Consider the following 19,462-nt stretch of genomic DNA (forward strand, 5'->3'; position numbering starts at 1 on the left):
CATTTCTTTATTCCTTCTTTCTTATTTTTTATATAAAAAGAGCCTACACATGTAAGCTCTTTTGAGTTAATTTATTTTAAATATTAATTAGTACATCATAAATTAAAGGTAAATAGAATTTTATATATCCTTCTTCTTTTGGGTGTGTTGTATCTCCATTTGGCATTGAATCTGTAGCATTTGTATATTTATGATGTCCTTCAAAGAAAGTATTTAAATTCCCTTTATTAAAAATATCAGCAACTGGTATTGAATACTTATTACAAATATCTTGGCATAAACTATGAAATGCTACTTGCCTATCGTATTTTCTACTAGCCATTTTATGAACCGATACAAATATTATTTTAGCATCAGGGAAATTTGATTTTAGAGTGTGCAATATCCACTGCATAGCTCCTGCTATTGTTGTTTTATCCAAGTTATCTATTGCATAATAAAATAGTTTTTTAGCTCTTATTTTACTAAATTAGCTGTTCCACCTACTGTTTCCTTATTAAAGTGTTTTACTAAGATTATAATACTATTTCAATAATACCTATTATAACTTCTTTAGCAGCAAGTCCTGTTAATATTGATACTCTAGCTTGCCATGTTCAAAACCTAATGGTTCAAATATTGGTGCTACGAATCCACCAAGAATGGCAAAGAAACTTGTACTTATTTCATTATTCTATCCATAAGGAATGTAACTATTGACATATATTTGTTTAAAAATATTTTTAAATAAAAAAATCTACACCTTAGTTTTCACTAAGATGTAGATTCTTTTGTTTTACACCAATATTACTTTTTCTTTTTTAAGAATAGTCCACCTACTGCTGCAACTGCACTTCCTAAAACCAAAGTTACTATAGGTGAAGCACCTCCTGTTTGTGGTAAATTATTATTGTTACTACTATTATTGTTTCCACTGTTATTGCTTCCACCATTATTATTACTTCCGTTATTGTTGCTTCCACTGTTATTGCTTCCGTTGTTGTTGCTTCCACCGTTATTATTTCCGCCATTGTTATCTTGATTAATCTTAACAAGCTTATTCATAGCATTATTAATTCTAGCTGTAGCTGCATCAACCTCACTTTGAGTAACATCATTTTTACTTATAAGTTTTTTAGCTTCTTTAATAGCTTCTTCTAGGACAGAATAACTGTTCTTTGTATAATCCTTCTTATTTAAGGCTTCAGCTTTATCTATAGTATCTTGAAGCTCAGATTTTGAAACTGATTCAAATCCTTTAATACTATCATTTGCCTTTCTAATAGTATCTTTTAAAGAATTAATTACTTCTGCAATTTGTTCTACTGTTGCATCTTCATTTTCAATAACAACATTAGCATTTTTTATTACACTAGATAACTCTTCCTTTAAATCCTTTAAGCTATCATATGCTTCAAGTTTCTTAACTAAAGCATTTGCATCATTAACTAAACTCTTTAGCTCTGTTTTATCTGGAATAATTGACTCTAATAACTTAGCTTGTACGTTTAATAAAGATTCAATAGCATTATTTACTGATGATTGACTAGCATTTTCATCATTAAAAATAGCCTTAGCATTATTTATTTCATTTATGAATACTTCAATTGCTGAAGCATAATACTTTCCATCTGCATCTTTTGCTATTTCTTCAGCATCTGATATTGCATTAGCTAATGATTCTTTATTAACTACTATAACCTTCGCCTCAAAATCTTTTACAGATTTTATTAATGATTCCGTAATAGATTTTACTTCTTCCACAGTTTTAGCTATTTCATAATCTGATTTTGACTTTGTAATACTTGCTTTTAAAGCATCAATATCTGATTGTAAATACTGACCATCACCTTCACCAGCAACTGCATTATTTACTCGATCTTCTGCTATAGATAACTCTACCTTATATTTATTATGAGCATCTAATTCTGCATAGCCTTCCTCAATTAATATTTTAAGCTTAGCTTCAGCTTCATTTAATTGTCCTTGAGTTACAGACTTAGTTTCATGAACTCCATTTGCTTCTGCTATTCCTGCTTCTAACTTAGCTATTCTATCATCTATTATAGCTTTACTTTCTACTTTTTCCTCTGCATTTAAACTATCTTTTAAAGCATTTAATACTATATTTGCATCACTAATTGTTGTTAATAGCGGTCTTCTATTAATGGTAACAACTTGTGAGTAGAAACTATTTAACGCAGTTTTAAGCTTAACTATCTCTTGGTCTACTTCCATAGAATTAATTCCATTTTTTGTGAAGCAGCCTTTGCATTATTTATTGATAATAATAATGCATCTTTAGCTTCTTGTGGATATTGTCCTGAAAGCTCTCCAACAATAGTACTATTATAAGTTTTTTCTAATTCACCTATATAAGTTAATAGCTTACCTGTTGCATCTGCCTTATAAGCTTTAAATTCATTTATAGTAAATGACTCATTAATAAATTTAACTTTCACTGCATTTGTAGTAATTGGATTCTTTAATGCAGTTAGTAATTTTTCTGAAGCATTAGTGTTAGCACTCTTATCAAGGAAGCTTATCCACTCATTTTCATCTTCCATACTTCTATACTCAACTGTGTATTTTAATCCACCATATGCTTTACCTATTGTTTCAATTGTGTTAATATCCACTATCTTACCAAAGTCTATAATATATTCTTTAACATCTCCTGATCTTATTGTAATTCCATTTGTTTCATTTCCATCTACTAATGCTGCTCCTGTATCTGGATTTACAGTTGCATTTAAAGCTACATTTTCTGGCTTTGAGTAAGCCTTAACTTCTGCAATTGCTGGCCATGCTAAGTAAGAAGTTCCTTGTCCATTATTACCAGTTATTTTAACATCTATAGCTTTTATATTTTTTCCTACAGGTATTGTATATTTATGATCTATAACAGTATCATTTTCTCTCATATCTAATACTGTATGAACTACATCATTTGAGTCAATTACATCAACATGGAATTGGAATGGTAAACCTTCCTTTTCAAAAATTAACTCAATATTTTCAACGAAGTAAGAGTTAATTAAATCAATTTGAGCATTTGCTGGCATTACTCCACCGTTTGATATCCATAATGTATCTTCTTTTCCATCTGTTATATTTGAAAGAGGCTTTCCGCTTTCTGCATCACTTCCTGTTACAGGCTTATCTAAAGCTACATTGATGGCTTCAACTACAACTTCTTTTTCTCTTAAAGCCTTTATTTCAGCTAAGGCTGCCCATGCACCTGGAAAATCACCAGCACCACTTTTACCTGTTAATATATATTTAATACCTTTTATTTCTCTTTCTACAGGTATTTGATATCTTCTTTCTAATGCATTTGATTCTGATTTTTTATCCAGAATAGTTGTTTCAGTTCCATCTGCTTCAATTGCTCTCACTTCAAATTGGAATGGTAATTTTGCCTTTTCAAAAACAACCTCTACTAAATCAACCATTTCATTCTTTTCTAAATCTACAGTTATCTCAGCACCTATTCCTTCACTTGTTGCAGACCAGAATGTATTATCGTCTCCATCTGTAATATTTGACGCAGGTCTATCTGTTCCTACATTTTTTACATCTACAGGCTTATTAAGTGCAACATTATCGTATTCTACTTTTTCGCCTGCATTTTCATATACCATTAATTCTCTCATTTCTGGTACTAGAGTTGAATCAGTACTATTAAAAGTAAATCTAACTGCATCAGCAGTTCCTTTATAATCTATTGATATAGTTCCTGTAATAGTACCGTCTATAGTTTCTGCAACAGTACTCCAAGTAGCTCCATTTCTAACTTCTACTTTATAAGTTATTGGGAACCCACCTGCTGCTTGATTTGGAGCAAAGGCTATACCATTAAGATTCTTTTCCTCTTCTAAATCTATAGTCATTGTAACAGGCCATTTAGCTTCTGATGGCATCCAGGCACTTCCTGTAGTTCCATCAGTTAAATTAGATGCTGGGAATCCTGAAGCTGTTTCAACGCCTTCGATTACTACGTTTTTACCTAGTGCAATATTAACTTTTTCTACTGCACTTGATCCACCTTCTAAAAATGCTTCCATATTAGTTACAGAGAATTTATCCATAGCTTCTTTTGCAAGAGCTCCTAAATCTTCTCCTGAACCTGTTGTTGCATATCTATTATTTTCAGTAGTTTTTTCATTAGCCCACTTATATTCAACTTTATGCCAATTTATATTTTGAGTAGGTTTTCCTTCTAATTCATTTGTTACGTTATTAACCCACATTTCCCATCTCTTATAATATAAATCATTAGTTAAACCAGCCCATTGTCTATTTGAGTAATCCTTTAAAGAACCATTTTTATAATCTCCCCATGTAGTTATTAAAGCTCTTGCATTGAATTCAAATAAATCCATAGTCCAATCATCTGCACCTTCAAGCATAGTTCTAGCTTGCTCTATCCATGTTCCTACTAAGAATTCTGGACTAGTAGATAAAACATTTTCTTGAAGCTTTATTAACTCTAAGAAATGAGTAGAAATCTTTTTGAAGTTATTTATATCTCCGTTATCATAAGCAGCAACCATTTCTTTATGATATTCCTATGCATAATTTGCTAAAACTTGCTTTGTTACATCTAAGAAATCATATATAAATGCTTCACTACCTTTTAAATCATCATATGCATTTATAAATAGCTCTAAAGCTTTTTCTAATTCTGCCTTATCATAAGGTATTTTACTATGTCCCCATGTTGAAGCACTATTGATTTGTTTAGCTGGTCTTGCGTTTATTACTGATTCTGCTGCTCCTTGATAGTAATCATTTGTCTTTTTATATGCAGTTTCTAATAATATTTTCCATGCTTCTTGAATATCAGCATTTTCCTTACCATATCGTCTTTCAATATAATCCATGGTCCATTGTCTAAAATCTATAGAATCTCTTGTCCAAATCATATCTCCAATTAACTCATAAGCTATTGGACTATTATTTATTGCTTCTGGAGTAATACCTATCCCCTTCATGTTTTCTGAATTTGCATAGGCACTTGGGATATTATTAGCTAATATCTCTGGCTGTCCATCTAATCCCATTCTTCCCCCAAAGTTATGAAGCATATTCCATACCCAAGGTAAGTCTTGATTATCAAATCTTTTCCAATCTGGATTTAAGTCTGAATTAAGATCTAATATTAATGAGTGCTCTTTATTAAGACCTGAAAGCTTTGCATTATCTGGATTTCCTTGCCAGTGCTGAATTACCCATATTGCATCTTCGTCCTGCTCTAACATTTTATTTTGAACTGTTGAATAAATTCTGCCATTATCTAATCCTCCAGTATTTCCACCTTCATGGAATGGATCAACAGCATAATAATCACTTACTTCACCAAAAACTTCTTTTTGTGCTTCATAAAATGCATCTGCAACTTTTGCAAAGTAATCCTCTTCACCTTCAGCCACATAGGTTCTAAGCATGTCAGGTCTATCAAAACCACACCATTCACCTTGTTTAATAACTTGAGCATCTGGATTTTTCTCAGTAAAGTCTAAAGGAACTCCACCTGAATATCCTTGAAGTACTGGTGTTATACCTAAAGTTTGCATTCTATCATGCATTTTTCTTCCAAGCTCTGTCCTATCTTCAAACCAACTATTTGGTAATGCTCCTCCAAAGCTTGTCATGTTTTGCATATAGAACCATGCAAAATAACCTGGACCTGATATATATTCTTTTATTTCTTCATCTGAATATCCAAATTTATTTAAAGTTCTTCTTAATACTTCCTCTTGTCCAACAATATCTAAAATTAGATTATATCCATTCATTGCTGACCAATCTAAAAATGCTTCATACTCATTCCAATCCCAAAATGCCATTGTATATGAATAAGTACAGAAGTTTAAAGAATATCTTTGTTCATAAGGTGTATCTATGACAACCTTTTCTCCAACACTAGGTAAAACTTCTGGCATATTTAAATTTGACCCCATTATAGGATTGTACATAACCTTTGCATAATTTTTTAAATAGTAATTAAATCCTGATGCAAGTGAAACACCATCATTCCCTCTTACTACTACTTTTCCATCAGCTCCATCTTCAACCTCAAAAACATCTGTTCCTGATGAAGTTTGGCTTATTAATTCAAATTGGAATTTATCTTTGTATTCATCTCCAATAACTCTTCCAACCATATCATACATTTCTTGTATTGTCTTTTGAGATGCATAATTTACATCGTTTTCAAATTTACTATACTCTTCTGCCCATTTTGTTTCACTAAAGTTCTCTACACTTATAGCTTTTTCTTCTACTCTTTCATCTGAAATCTTTTCACCATATAATTCGATTTCAGCTATATTTGAATCATTATTATCTGAACTAAATGTAACATCTATTCTTATTTTAGATGCCTTTACATTATTTAAATTATATAAATCACCTTCAACTGTTGCATTTTCTTCATTATCTTTATATGCAACTTTTGTATAGTTTTCCCCATCAGTTGTTAAATAAATATTATAATTATAATACCCATTAGTTTTATTAATTAACTTAATTGCTGATAAGTCATACGTTCCATCTAACTCTAGTTCTACCCATCTGAAATGATTTGATGATTCCCAATAAGTACTTGGATCACCATCAATAGCAAGTTCTACATCATGTCCCGAAGTATTGCTTTTTGCTGATATCTTTATATTATCAGCGCTTATTTTATTACCTACAGAAGCTTGTACTTCAAATGGTATAGAGGTAAGCATACTTGAAGTAATTGTTATAGCTAGGGCTTTAGCTATATGCTGTTTAACGTTTTTCATTAATAATTTCCTCCTTGAAATGTATGTATTTTTACTAATTTAAACGAATACATAAATTCTAAAAATAAAAAAAGCCAAAAAGAGACAATTCCCTTTTCAGCTAATGCCTATTTTCATAGTTACACGCCAATATAATTTGTATTCATTTACATAGAAATTTTAACCTACTTTACTTAACTATGTCAATAACAGTTGTTATACTTTTTTTAAACTTTTTATGAACAAAAATATACTAAAAAAATATACTTTTAACCAAATTTACTATAAATAATAAATAGAGAAGTCTTAGGAATCTATTTAATATAAAATTTATTCAATTTCAAGTAATCTTTATTGCCAAAAAAAGTTAATATCTTATTTTTATAAAGGGCCTCGCGAAACGCGAGCCCCTTTTAAACCATTTATTCTACTTAAAGACGCTTTTAAACTTAAATAGAAATTTTGTATATTATTTATATATGCGCAAAGTATGCAAAAAAAGAGAAGCTCTAATTAAAACTTCTCTTTTATTGGCTAATATCAAAATTTATTTTGATACAGCCCCATCTTTAAAGTATTCTTTTTGGATCAAAGTTTAAAAAATCACATGATGTCATTAAGTATTCAATTCCTTCATGCTCTCCATTTAGCACATTTGCTAATGAAGGTCCATGTAGATGTCCATATATTACTTTCTTAACCCCATATTCTTTAAATAAATCAATAAATGCTGAATTTTCTCTTTTCTCATTCATTGGAGGATAGTGTATCATAACTATTATATTTTCATATCCTGCTTCTTTAGCTTTATCTAAGGAAAGTCTTAATCTTATAATCTCTCTATCAAATATTTTTTTATCCTTTTCTGTAAATCTATCACTGCCTTCTAAAATCCATCCTCTTGATCCGCAAATAGCATAGTCCTCGTAAGTATAAAAATTATTTTGAAGAAATTTCGTATTTTCATACATTCTATTAAGCTTTGATATTCCGCCCCACCAATAATCATGGTTTCCCTTAGAAATTATTTTTTTCCCTGGTAATGCATCTATCCAATCTAAATCAACTTTACTTTCATCTGATCTCATTGACCAGGATATATCTCCAGCTATAAGCACTGTATCTTCATCTGTGATTTTTTTTATCCAATTTTCTTTTATCTTTTCATCATGCTTAAGCCACTTTGCTCCAAATATGTCCATTGGTTTGTCTGTTGTAAAAGCAAGATGAAGATCTGAAATAGCATATAAAGCCATTTAATCTACTCACCTTTCTGACATAAATTTCTTAACATTATATATTAGTTTACCTATATAATATTATTTATTAAACTAATATGAAAGCCCATATTTCAAAAGCATATTCAGTATTTATTTACTTTCATACATCTAAAAACTATCTAAGTCTGTTACATATGCAATAATATGAGCTACTGCTTCATAAAGATCAGATGGTATATAATCACCTATATCAACATTACAAAGCAAGTCTGTTAATTCCTTATTATACACTATAGGAACATCATTTTCCTCTGCTTTTTCAAGTATTTTATCTGCAATGTGTCCCATACCACTTGCAGTAACAGTTGGAGCCATTAAATTTTCTTCATATTTTAAAGCTGCTGCTTTTTTTCTATACTTCATTTCTCCTCCTAAAGATAATAACTCTAATTTCTATTAAGTGATATTCCTAAATTTATAAATGCTTATTTATACTCTTCTATCAAGTGATACTCCTGAATTAGAATTAAAAAATTCTCTACATGATGTTAATGAAACTTCATTTTCCTTCTTAGATACTTTTACATTAACTAAAAAACCCATACTTTCTATATTATTAACTAACTTGCTCTTTGTCATATCAATTATTTTAACAAATTTTTCTTCACACTTTAATTCTATATTTATTTTTTTATCTAATACTTCCATATATCCATCTACTGTACCTAAATTCTTAGTTTCCACTGTTACTACCATCTTAACGTTTGTACTATCTATCTTTTTACCTTCTTTTCTATTGTCCTTTACTATTATCTTACAAGGATATTCTCTTTCCTTTATACTAACTGGAATATCTGCATAATAATATTCTGAGCTTATCTTATTAAATACTTTTATATCACTAATATTATTTTTTATAATATCTAAAATCTTCTCTGATATTAAAGATTCGCTTTTTAAATTAGATATTAAATCTTTAATTATTTCTTTACTTCCTTCTGTTCCTTTATTTAGGGAAACTTCTATTAATTCTTTTGTTGGAATACTTTTAGTTAGATTTTTATTTATTATATTATTATCATTTAATTTATCAATATTATTACTATTAGTACCAATAATATTATCTTTAGTTAGTATATCTTTAGCTAAATCATTTATCTTTTGACCTTGATGTGTATCATTGTCTATAATTTCTTGATTTTTTAAATTAATAACATCTTTTAATTTTGAAAATTCCTCTTCTGTTAATGTTATACCTCTTCCCATAACATTTGAAAGTACCTTTTCTAATTGTCCTTTACTAAAATCTAAGGATTCTTTTACACCTAAAGTTTCATTATTAGTTTTATTCAAATAATTACTAAAATCATCTACTATATTTTGAGCACCAATATCATTAAATTCAAATATAGTTTCTTTAATCTTATTTATTAATTCTTCTGGCTTAATAGTATTTATTAAATTGAAAACTCTATCAAATTCACTACTTGTAAATTCCATTCTTCTATTAGCTAATATATCTTTTAAAGATGTGTTAAGTAAATCTTCATTTTGACCTGAAATAGATTTAAGAAGAGATAACATACTAACTTTTGCATTTCCCATATCACTCTTTTGATAAACATCATTAGCTAATTTATTATTAATACTTGTCTCTTGCTCATTAATATGTTGAGGTACTTTTGTAATTTTTTGTTCTTCTACACTTTGTCCCTCTACATTTTGTCCCTCTACATCTATAGATTTAGGACTTATGGTACTAATATCTAAATTTTCAATACTTTGCTTTAAATTACTTTCTAGCATATGTTCCTTTGTAAATTTATTAAGTTCAGGTATTGAATTAGAAATTTTATCAAGTACTTTTAATATACTTTCTTTTCCTTTAAATAAATTATTATATCCTTTTATATTTTCTTTATTAAATTCCATATCATTTTCGATAAACAATAAAATATCATCATGAGATAAAGTTTTAAACTCTCCTAAAAACTCCTTTAATACATTATTAATTTTTATTCCTTCTTCACTATTTTGAGATATTCCCTTCCCCATTAAATACTTAGATATAAATTCATCTATTTCCTTTGGATTTACCTGTATTTTATCTAGAAATTGAATTAGTCCCTTAATTTCTCTTATATTTTCCTTAGTAAGAGGAATATCAAATTTTAACATTGATTTTAATAAAGCAACGTCATCTTTACTTAAGCCTGAACTAGAAATTATATCATTAAACTCACCTTGTGCTAATTCATCACCTTTGATATTCTTAGCAATAACTTTTAACTTTAATTTTCCGTCAACAAAGCCTTCAACTTGAAATCTTTGTAATCCATTTTCTAATCCTTCTATATCTCCGTCTATTTGTGCAGAAAATTCCCAACCATCTATTAGCTTTATAGTAACTTCATTTTTATCATCTTTTTTAATTATTTTTCCTGAAAACTTCTCACCAGAATCAAAAGTTAGCTTACTAGATATTCTTTTATTATTTGTATTATATGAATTACCTACATTAAAAACTCCTGGCATAACTCCACCTCATATACATCTATATTATTTATAATGTCGAATACTTTATCTAACATCTTAACATATATAAATTTATAAACTCTATGATTAAATAATTTTCACTTGGAAATATTTTAGAAATAACTATATAATCTTTAGAAATTTTTACCTTATATGATATAAATATAGAATTTACATGGAGGTTAAAAATGAATAAAAAACTTTTTTCTAAAATAATGATTATATCTGTTATTACTATATCATCGGTACTTGTATCTTGCCAAAATACTTCTAAAAAAATAACTATATCGGAAGATACTAAAAATGAAATTTCCTCGGAAGAAAATGAAATAAATGAAGCAATAAAAATTGGTGAGGAATATCTTGCTCAAAATAAATTTAATGAGGCTAAGGAATCTTTTAATAAAGCTATATCCTTAGACAAAAATAATAAGGATGTTTATTTAAAAATTAAGGATATATATATGTCCTTTAATAGATTTGATGATGCCTATTTTATTATAAAAACAGCTTTAACAAATACTATAGATATTGAGAATATGAAATCAATTTTAAAAGATATTTCATCTAAATTTGAATCTATAAACATAAATTTATCCATATATCAAGATACTAGCTACACCTTACCAAATGAAGTAAAGGCCGTAATTTCAGGTGAATCTATATCAATTCCTGTAACTTGGGATAATCAAGTAGTTGACTCCTCAACTGCAGGGACATTTGTTTATGAAGGCTTTAATGAAGATTATGGTAGAAAAGTGAATATGGAAATTACAGTTATGGAGAATGTTTATGATAAGCAAATTGGATGGGTAAAAGATTTTTATATGGACAATGGAAAATTATATATTAATTTAGATTTAATTGAATTTTATTTAGGAAGAGAAGAGGCCCTTAGAGAAGCTATTAAAGATGGAAAAGCCGGAATTGATGAAAATGGAGAATACTTTTTACCAGCTCCAGTTTGGATAAGAAATAACTCTGAAGATATTACTACCTACCAAATAAATGATGATTGTTTATATTCTTTATGTGCAGCTACTCTAAACCTTGAAAATTATGAAAGTAGCGGAACACCAGTAAATTCTTCTTATGATAATTTTTCAAAAACATTTAATGATACTAAAAATAATAATGCAAGAATACTACTGGTTTGGGTTGATATAAAGAATGGCTCGGTTTATAAGATTTCTGAACAATACTTACCATAAAAATATTTTAAAATGAGACTTTACAGTGAATAAAAAATTTATAAAACTAACTATTATTCCACTTTTTTTAATACTAAGCACTTCTCTTTTTGCTTGTACTGACACAACTAAAAAAGTAACAGTTTCTAATGATACTCAAAATGAAATTTTAGTTGAAGAAAATGAAGTTGATGAAGCTATTACCAATGCTAAAAAGCTTCTAACTGATAATAAATATGATGAGGCAAAAGCCTATTTTAATAAAGCAATTTCTTTAGATAAATCTAATAAGGATTTATATTTACAAATAAAAGATATTTATATGAATTCTAATAAATATGATGATGCTTACTTTATAATAAAATCTGCTTTAGCTAATAATGTTGATAATGAAAATATGAAATCAATAGCTAAAGAAATATCATCTAAATTTGAAGTAATTAAGCTTACAGATTCTATTTATCAAGAATCAGAATATAACCTTCCTGGAAGTGTTACTACTGTTATAAATGGAGAGTCGCTTTCAATTCCTTTAACTTGGAATGTAGCAACTGTTGATACTTCAAGCGCTGGTACTTTCACTTATTATGGCACAAATGAAGAGTATGGCAGGCAGGTAGAATTTACTTTAACAGTTTTAGAAAATGTTTATGATAAACAAATTGGATTTATAAATAATATATATACTGTTGATGGAAAAACCTATATAGATGTTGACTTAATTGAATTTTACTTTGGAAATGAAATTGCCTTAAGAGAAGCATTAAAAGATAACGAAAAAATTGCTTATAAAGAAAATGGAGAACCTTATGTTCCAGATGGTTATTATATAAGAAATAATAATAGTAAATTAACCACCTATGAGATATCAAGTAATTGCAGCTTCCAATTATTAAATCACGATTTTCTAGCATTAGGATATAATGTGCCTCCACCAGAAAATTCTTCTATAAATGAAAAAGCTTCATTTAATGATTTTATAAATTATATCAATTTAAGAAATCCAATGGATATAGGAGATCTTGATGTAAGTGATGGTAAACCTGTAACTCATAAGGAAACCCTTTGTTGGATAGAACTAAAGAATGGAGCTGCTTACTCAATCTATAGACAATATACACCTTAGTTATATAAGACGTAGTTGATAAAAGATAGTTAAGAAATAAATAGGAGATTAAAGGGGAGTAATGTAATGAGAATTTGTCCTAATTGTGGAAAAAGGTTTAAATACATGATTATATCAAATATTTTTTGTAGTCCATGGTATAAACTAAGATGTGATAAATGTAATACTAGGATTGAATTGACCAAGGAAACTAATACTATAAATTCAATAATAGTAACTCTTCCTATAATACTTTATGGGATTTTTAGTGACAAAATAATAAATTTTATTACTGACTTTACTAAAAATGAAAGTGTGAGTATATGGGGATTAATTGTAATGTATGTGTTATGGTGTACTATTATTTATAATGGACATTATCCATGGACTAAATATAAAGTATTTGAAGAAAAAAAAGCAGGTTTATTATAACGAATAATTAATTGATTCGTAATATTAAACTAATAGTTTTATACCCTATTTATTATTTAAAATATATTTAATATAATTAAATTATAATATCCATATTAAGGAGAATATGTAATGAATACTCAAGTTCTTATTATTGAAGATGATAAATCAATAAATGATATATTGTTCCATACTTTGAAAGCTGAAGGCTATTTACCTTATAGTGTCTTTTCTTTAAAAGAAGCTAATGATTTTTTAAATAGCACTTTACCCGATTTAATTTTGTTAGACTTAAACTTACCCGATGGAAGTGGTTTTGACTTTTGTAAAGATATAAACTCTAAATATACTATTCCTATTATAATTCTTACAGCTAAAAATGATGTATTTGATAAAGTTCTCGGCCTTGAACTTGGAGCTGATGATTATATCACTAAACCATTCCATATAAAAGAAGTAACAAGCAGAATAAAGGCTGTATTTAGACGTATTGAAAAGTCTGCTTCTAAAGATAATAAAAATTTCATTAAGATAAATTCAAATATAAAGATTAATTTTAATAACAGAACTGTTTTAAAAAATGATGAAGTTATTCAATTAAAACCAAAAGAATATGAACTTCTTGAATTCTTTGTTCAAAATAGAAATAAAGTTTTTTCTAGAGAACAACTTATAGATAATATTTGGGAGTTTTCTTATGATGGCGATATAAGAACTATAGATATTCATATAAGAAGAATTAGAAGCAAACTTGATACAAACGGACAACCCTCTGTGATTGAAACAGTTTTTGGTGTTGGATATATGATGAGGTAAGTATGAAAATTAAATTCAAATTCACTTTAATTATTACTCTTACAATTGTACTACTAGGAATTTCATTAAATATATCTGTTAGAAAAATATTAAAAGATAATATGGAAAGCACAGTTACCTCTTCATTAAAAGAAATAATGAAAAGTACTCGCGAATCTGTTAAATATACATTGTCAGTTAGAAATTATCTATACAAAGATAAAGCTTTATCTCAAGAAAGTAAATATTTAATAGAATATATTTCAATTAACTATGATAGCAACCTTCAAATATGCGATATAGATGGTAACGTGCTTGCTTCTAATTTAGAAAAAGCTAACCCTGAATTCGCTGAAAATATTCCTGATATTAAATCTGGTAAAACTATTGTTGATATAAAATATAACAATAACAATCTTATTGGAATGCTTTCCTATCCAATAATAATTAATGAATCTTACATTGGAATAATCAATTTAACTAAGGACTATACTTATCTTTATTCAGACTATATGAAAGCTACAAGCATATTAACTTTAATTGAAATATCACTTATCATTTTTATATTTGCTATTTCTTATAGATTAACAAATAAAATAGTTAGTCCAATAGAAAAATTAACTTCAGCTTCAAAGGAATTAAGTATAGGAAATTATGAAATAAATATAGATATCAATGCAAAAAAAAATGATGAAATATCTATATTGTCTAGAGAATTTATTAATATGAAATCTAAAATTCAAGAGCAAATTTTAGATATTGAAAAAGAAAAAGAAAAGGTTGAAAAATTAGCCTTAAGCAGAAAAATATTTTTTGATACTGTTACTCATGAACTTAAAACACCTTTAACTTCAATTATTGGATATTCAGAAATGATTTTAGAAAATGTTGTAGATGATGAAGAATTTAAGTATCGTGCCATTGATAGAATTCACTCAGAAAGCGAAAGATTAAATACATTAGTACTTGAAATTATAAAAATTTCAAAAGGATTATCCTCAATAAAAGATACTTATGAATATATAGATATTTCAGAAATTATTAATCAAACAATTTCTGATTTAAACATTAAAGCAGAAAAATATAACTTAAAAATAAATTCAAACATATTAAACGAAATAGTACGCTTTAAACCAAATAAAATAAAAGAAGTTTTAATTAATGTATTAGATAATGCAATAAAATATTCTAGCAAAGATTCTATAATTACTGTAAACTCTTACACTTCTGATGATAAATATAATATAGAAATTACTAACATTGTTGAAAATCCTATACCTGAAGATGTTTATAACCATATTTTTGAGCCTTTTACGAAGTCAAATTTTTCTAATGATGAGTATAGTACAGGCTTAGGATTATACTTATGTAACGAAATTATTAAAGATCATAATGGTTCAATTAGTATAGTTAATGGTAATGAAATAAAAGTAAAGATATCCTTACCATTAGAAAATAGCAATTAGTTAATGGTAATGAAATAAAAATAAAAATAACCTTACCATTAGAAAATAATAGTGATCTCTCATAAATAATATATGAATATTCCTTATTATGTAGTTATCTAAATTTGATTAAAAATAGTATTTTTAAATCAAAAGCTTAAGGGAGTCGCGTAACGCGACTCCCTTAAGTTTTTTATTCTACAACTATCTTATTATAGTTTTTCTTCCCTCTTTTAAGTAATGCTGAACCATCTTCTAAATCTGATTCTTCTAAAGTTCTAGTAACTTCAGTTACTTTTTCTCCATTTAAAGATAATCCACCTTGTTGAATTAATCTTCTTCCTTCTGCTTTAGATGGAACTATTTTATTTTCAGCCATTATATCTAAAATAGTTGATCCTAATTTTTCCTTACTTATAGTTACTGTAGGAACATTGCTCATATCAACTCCACCAGAGAATAAAGCTTCTGCTGCACTTTTAGCTTTAGTTGCTTCTTCTTCTCCATGAACTAGCTTTGTAACTTCAAAAGCAAGACGCTTTTTAGCTTCATTTATAGCTGCTCCTTCTACAGAACATATTTCTCTAACTTCATCCATTGGAACAAATGTTAATAATGATAAGCATTTTTCTACATCTGCATCATCTACATTTCTCCAGTATTGATAAAAGTCAAATGGTGAAGTCTTTTCTGGATCAAGCCATAAAGCTCCTCCTACTGTTTTTCCCATCTTTTGTCCTTGGCTATTAGTTAATAAAGAACAAGTCATTGCCATAGCCTGACCTTGAGCCTTTCTTCTAACTAATTCAACACCAGCAATCATGTTTGACCATTGGTCATCTCCACCTAATTGCATTTTGCAACCATACTTTTGATTTAATACGTAGAAGTCGTATCCTTGCATTAACATATAATTAAATTCTAAGAAAGAAAGTCCCTTTTCTAATCTTTGTTTAAAACATTCAGCTGTAAGCATTCTATTTACAGAAAAATGAACTCCAACTTCTCTTAAGAAATCTACATAATTTAAGTTTAATAGCCAATCTGCATTATTAACTAATATTGCTTTATCATCAGAAAAATCTATAAATCTCTCCATTTGCTTCTTTATTGAATCAACATTATGTTGAATTTGTTCTTTTGTAAGCATAGTTCTCATATCAGTTTTTCCTGATGGGTCTCCTACCATTGCTGTTCCACCACCAAGAAGTGCTATTGGTCTATGTCCTGCCTTTTGCATATGTGCCATAAACATTAACGCAATGAAATGTCCAACATGTAAACTATCCGCTGTTGGATCAAAGCCTATATAAAAAGTTATTTTCTCCTTTTCTAGCAACTCTCTAGTTTCATCCTCATGAGTAAATTGCTTTATGTATCCACGATCTAATAACTCGTCTAAAACATTAGCCATTCTACGTAACCTCCTATTTATTTTACTTATTATAGTATATCTTTTTATTAAAATATTATCAACAATAAAACAACTAATGATACCATTGTTATGTTTTGAGAATATAATGCTACGATAAGTAGATATGTTCCACAAGCTAACTAGCTGCGCAGGCATTGAATACTTAGTGAAGTTGAGCGCAGTTACAGCTGAGCTTAAAATTATCAAATGAAGAATTAGCCTCATTAATGATATGTATTAAATTTAGAATTGTATTCGAAATTATACGAAAATCGGAAAGTTAATACATATCATTATGTTTAATTTTCATAAATTTAAAAGGAGCAATTCAATATATTTGAACCGCCCCTCACTACTAATTTCATGCCAATTATTATTAATTCTGTTCATCTAAATTATAGCTAGAATTCTCTTATTCACTATTCAAAATTCAAGCTAAAATACAAATCTAAATTTTAAATAATATCTATACATACAACCTCTTAATTCGCATAATTCAGATTCCCAGACTACTTTTCAATCATTTATTACTTATTCACTCTAAAATTCTAAATAATTCAGTATCCCTGAACTATTACCCCAACCTTTCCCTTCTTTCACACTATAATTTTTTAAACTAATCTTCTCTCAGTTATGGACTAACCCCTTAATTTTTATTTATTCCCATTCAACACTTGGGCTCTCCTGAGCTATCCCCATAACATTTTCACTCTTTTATAATTCACCGAAGGTGAATTATTTCTTTAATTCTTTCACTTTTTCATTTTTCATTTTTCATTTTTCATTTTCAATAACTCAGCTAGCCTGAGTTATATCCTTAATTGTCCTTTCTCCATTGTCAATTATTAATTGATTTTATGCCACATATTCCCTTATGAAATCTGGTAGCTCATCAGTACATTCACAATTTAAATTAATATACAAATTTAAATTAAATTTTTGAGAGAATTCCTTTAACTTTCCAAACAGTTTAGTAGATTCAGACATATTTTTAGTAACTATACTCGATAAAGCATCTATATATATATTTTCTACATCATAATTTTGAGATATAACGCCACAAAGTAACCCATAAAAGCTATCACAATCTATTACGCCAAGCTCATTAGTATTTATAAACCTTATCTTACCTTTAAGTTGCATCATACGTCTGCAATCATCATCAATATAAACTGAATCTCCTTTTGCTTCACTTAAGTGTTCATTTGCAAGTTCTATTAATCTTTTAGTTTTACCTGCTCCTCTCTTTGCGCAAAAAACTTGAATCATTGGAATCCACTCCTTTTATAGAATTTTTTATTCTCTTAATTTATATATATTCTACTCTTCTGAAAATATTTACAATATAATATAAAAAAATAATAAAAGATAGAGAAACTTCTTAATCTCTATCTTTTATCTAAAAAAGTGTGAACTCATAACTTTATTTTTTCCTGCATGCTTTGCTTTGTAAAGACATACATCTGCACAATTAATAACAGCTTCAAGGGTATTTCCATCATTAGGATAAAAGCCTACTCCAAAACTTGCAGTAATGCTTCTTTCATTCTTTTCATTTGAAACCAAATTACTTGATACAGAATCTCTTATCTTATCTATTCTTATATATATCTCTTCGTTATCACTATTGCAATCTATATATAGTATTATTTCTTCCCCACCATATCTTGCAATTATATCTTTTGGCTCTAGCATACTCCTAATTAAATTTGCAGTTTCTATTAAAACTTTATCACCAAATTGATGTCCTAAGGTATCATTTACCTTTTTAAAGTTATCTAAATCAATCATTACTATAGCATATTTATATATGTTTCCATTAGATAACCTTTCTTCTATAATTTCGTAAAAAGTCTTTCTATTATATATACCTATTAATGAATCATACTTAGCTGCCTTTTCTATCTTTTTATATAAAATAGAATTTTCTAAAGCTATTGCAATTTGGCTTGCTATTGAACTTAAAAATATTTCATGAAATTCTGTTAAAAAATTATAGTGGGTATGGTCGACTACAATATATCCTATATATTTTTCAGCAACTTTTATTGGTACTCCCAGCCTTGAATGAATATATATATTATTTAATTCATCTTTTACAATTGGTTCTTTTGAGTTTAAAATAAATGTTTTATTTTTACTTACGTATTTTATACACTCTTCTGTAAGAACTATACTATCATTTGTACCATTAGTAGCCTTAATGACAAATTTAGAGTCTTCTAACAAATATATTGTAGATTGAGTTACCCCTATAATACCTATTATCATATCATTTATCATAGGTATTATATTTTTACTACTTAAATTTGAATTTATATAATTACTAATTAATATTACATTTGAAAGCATATCAAGGTTTTTTTCATGCTGAACATTAACAGCACTTAATTCTTGTATTTTTTCTTCTGTGATTTTCTGATATCTTTCGTACTCTAACTTAAGTTGCTGATAACTTGCTTTATAATCGTCCATACTCCCTCCCCATCTCATCTTACATAGTATGAATCGAATTCAGATAATCTATAACTTAATATTACTTTATTTTCCTTTTAATATCAATAGCTTTTTGCCCTCTAAATCATTTTCATT

General features: G+C 27.9%; 14 protein-coding genes and 1 pseudogene. 5 read left to right on the forward strand and 10 right to left on the reverse strand.

Annotation, left to right across the window (positions count from 1 at the left end):
• Positions 1–76: 76 nt before the first annotated feature.
• The 7 genes and pseudogenes from NSA50_RS12450 to NSA50_RS12480 form a co-directional block, all read right to left on the reverse strand.
• The gene (locus NSA50_RS12450) at positions 77–421 is read right to left on the reverse strand and encodes an SGNH/GDSL hydrolase family protein (RefSeq protein ID WP_257445467.1); all 345 of its coding nucleotides are present in this window, start codon (positions 419–421) and stop codon (positions 77–79) included.
• 365 nt (positions 422–786) lie between these two features.
• The gene (locus tag NSA50_RS12455) at positions 787–2,217 is read right to left on the reverse strand and encodes an LPXTG cell wall anchor domain-containing protein (protein ID WP_257445469.1); all 1,431 of its coding nucleotides are present in this window, start codon (positions 2,215–2,217) and stop codon (positions 787–789) included.
• A complete protein-coding gene (locus tag NSA50_RS12460) occupies positions 2,208–4,070 on the reverse strand; it encodes a discoidin domain-containing protein (protein ID WP_306813940.1) in 1,863 nt (620 codons plus the stop codon). The genes NSA50_RS12455 and NSA50_RS12460 overlap by 10 nt, the downstream gene beginning before the upstream one ends.
• 9 nt (positions 4,071–4,079) lie before the next feature.
• A pseudogene (locus NSA50_RS12465) lies at positions 4,080–6,776 on the reverse strand (alpha-N-acetylglucosaminidase TIM-barrel domain-containing protein); the annotation flags it as partial.
• 548 nt (positions 6,777–7,324) lie between these two features.
• On the reverse strand, positions 7,325–8,011 hold the full coding sequence (locus NSA50_RS12470) for a metallophosphoesterase (RefSeq protein ID WP_195263804.1): 687 nt from the start codon (positions 8,009–8,011) through the stop codon (positions 7,325–7,327).
• 132 nt (positions 8,012–8,143) lie between these two features.
• Positions 8,144–8,398 (reverse strand): EscU/YscU/HrcU family type III secretion system export apparatus switch protein, encoded by a 255-nt coding sequence (locus NSA50_RS12475; protein ID WP_195263803.1) that lies wholly within the window; start codon positions 8,396–8,398, stop codon positions 8,144–8,146.
• 66 nt (positions 8,399–8,464) lie between these two features.
• Positions 8,465–10,510, reverse strand: coding sequence for a hypothetical protein (locus NSA50_RS12480; protein WP_257445479.1), 2,046 nt, complete (start codon positions 10,508–10,510; stop codon positions 8,465–8,467).
• Between the two features lie 188 nt (positions 10,511–10,698).
• On the opposite strand from NSA50_RS12480, the gene NSA50_RS12485 reads away from it, so the two are divergent.
• The 5 genes from NSA50_RS12485 to NSA50_RS12505 all read left to right on the forward strand — a co-directional run bounded on the left by NSA50_RS12485 (position 10,699) and on the right by NSA50_RS12505 (position 15,477).
• The gene (locus tag NSA50_RS12485) at positions 10,699–11,721 is read left to right on the forward strand and encodes an Ig-like domain-containing protein (RefSeq protein WP_257445481.1); all 1,023 of its coding nucleotides are present in this window, start codon (positions 10,699–10,701) and stop codon (positions 11,719–11,721) included.
• A 25-nt stretch (positions 11,722–11,746) separates the two neighbouring features.
• Positions 11,747–12,826, forward strand: coding sequence for a tetratricopeptide repeat protein (locus NSA50_RS12490; RefSeq protein ID WP_257445482.1), 1,080 nt, complete (start codon positions 11,747–11,749; stop codon positions 12,824–12,826).
• Between the two features lie 66 nt (positions 12,827–12,892).
• Positions 12,893–13,237 (forward strand): hypothetical protein, encoded by a 345-nt coding sequence (locus NSA50_RS12495; RefSeq protein WP_195266824.1) that lies wholly within the window; start codon positions 12,893–12,895, stop codon positions 13,235–13,237.
• Between the two features lie 111 nt (positions 13,238–13,348).
• Positions 13,349–14,032, forward strand: coding sequence for a response regulator transcription factor (locus NSA50_RS12500; protein WP_257445484.1), 684 nt, complete (start codon positions 13,349–13,351; stop codon positions 14,030–14,032).
• A 2-nt stretch (positions 14,033–14,034) separates the two neighbouring features.
• Positions 14,035–15,477 (forward strand): sensor histidine kinase, encoded by a 1,443-nt coding sequence (locus tag NSA50_RS12505; RefSeq protein ID WP_257445486.1) that lies wholly within the window; start codon positions 14,035–14,037, stop codon positions 15,475–15,477.
• A 172-nt stretch (positions 15,478–15,649) separates the two neighbouring features.
• On the opposite strand, the gene tyrS is transcribed toward NSA50_RS12505, so the two are convergent.
• The 3 genes from tyrS to NSA50_RS12520 all read right to left on the reverse strand — a co-directional run bounded on the left by tyrS (position 15,650) and on the right by NSA50_RS12520 (position 19,345).
• Positions 15,650–16,870, reverse strand: a complete 1,221-nt coding sequence (gene tyrS, locus NSA50_RS12510; RefSeq protein ID WP_195263797.1) for a tyrosine--tRNA ligase — start codon at positions 16,868–16,870, stop codon at positions 15,650–15,652.
• Positions 16,871–17,725: 855 nt separating this feature from the next.
• The gene (locus NSA50_RS12515) at positions 17,726–18,139 is read right to left on the reverse strand and encodes a hypothetical protein (RefSeq protein ID WP_195263796.1); all 414 of its coding nucleotides are present in this window, start codon (positions 18,137–18,139) and stop codon (positions 17,726–17,728) included.
• A gap of 126 nt (positions 18,140–18,265) precedes the next feature.
• The gene (locus NSA50_RS12520; RefSeq protein WP_257445488.1) at positions 18,266–19,345 is read right to left on the reverse strand and encodes a sensor domain-containing diguanylate cyclase; all 1,080 of its coding nucleotides are present in this window, start codon (positions 19,343–19,345) and stop codon (positions 18,266–18,268) included.
• Positions 19,346–19,462 lie beyond the last annotated feature (117 nt).

Source organism: Clostridium mucosae (assembly GCF_024622765.1).
Classification (GTDB): domain Bacteria; phylum Bacillota; class Clostridia; order Clostridiales; family Clostridiaceae; genus Clostridium.

Bases quoted from the DNA above. Each gene is read 5' to 3' on its own strand.
- NSA50_RS12455 (WP_257445469.1), bottom strand. From the start codon at position 2,217: ATGGAAGTAGACCAAGAGATAGTTAAGCTTAAAACTGCGTTAAATAGT.
- NSA50_RS12460 (WP_306813940.1), bottom strand. From the start codon at position 4,070: ATGGATAAATTCTCTGTAACTAATATGGAAGCATTTTTAGAAGGTGGA.
- NSA50_RS12470 (WP_195263804.1), bottom strand. From the start codon at position 8,011: ATGGCTTTATATGCTATTTCAGATCTTCATCTTGCTTTTACAACAGAC.
- NSA50_RS12475 (WP_195263803.1), bottom strand. From the start codon at position 8,398: ATGAAGTATAGAAAAAAAGCAGCAGCTTTAAAATATGAAGAAAATTTA.
- NSA50_RS12480 (WP_257445479.1), bottom strand. From the start codon at position 10,510: ATGCCAGGAGTTTTTAATGTAGGTAATTCATATAATACAAATAATAAA.
- NSA50_RS12485 (WP_257445481.1), top strand. From the start codon at position 10,699: ATGAATAAAAAACTTTTTTCTAAAATAATGATTATATCTGTTATTACT.
- NSA50_RS12495 (WP_195266824.1), top strand. From the start codon at position 12,893: ATGAGAATTTGTCCTAATTGTGGAAAAAGGTTTAAATACATGATTATA.
- NSA50_RS12500 (WP_257445484.1), top strand. From the start codon at position 13,349: ATGAATACTCAAGTTCTTATTATTGAAGATGATAAATCAATAAATGAT.
- NSA50_RS12505 (WP_257445486.1), top strand. From the start codon at position 14,035: ATGAAAATTAAATTCAAATTCACTTTAATTATTACTCTTACAATTGTA.
- tyrS (WP_195263797.1), bottom strand. From the start codon at position 16,870: ATGGCTAATGTTTTAGACGAGTTATTAGATCGTGGATACATAAAGCAA.
- NSA50_RS12515 (WP_195263796.1), bottom strand. From the start codon at position 18,139: ATGATTCAAGTTTTTTGCGCAAAGAGAGGAGCAGGTAAAACTAAAAGA.
- NSA50_RS12520 (WP_257445488.1), bottom strand. From the start codon at position 19,345: ATGGACGATTATAAAGCAAGTTATCAGCAACTTAAGTTAGAGTACGAA.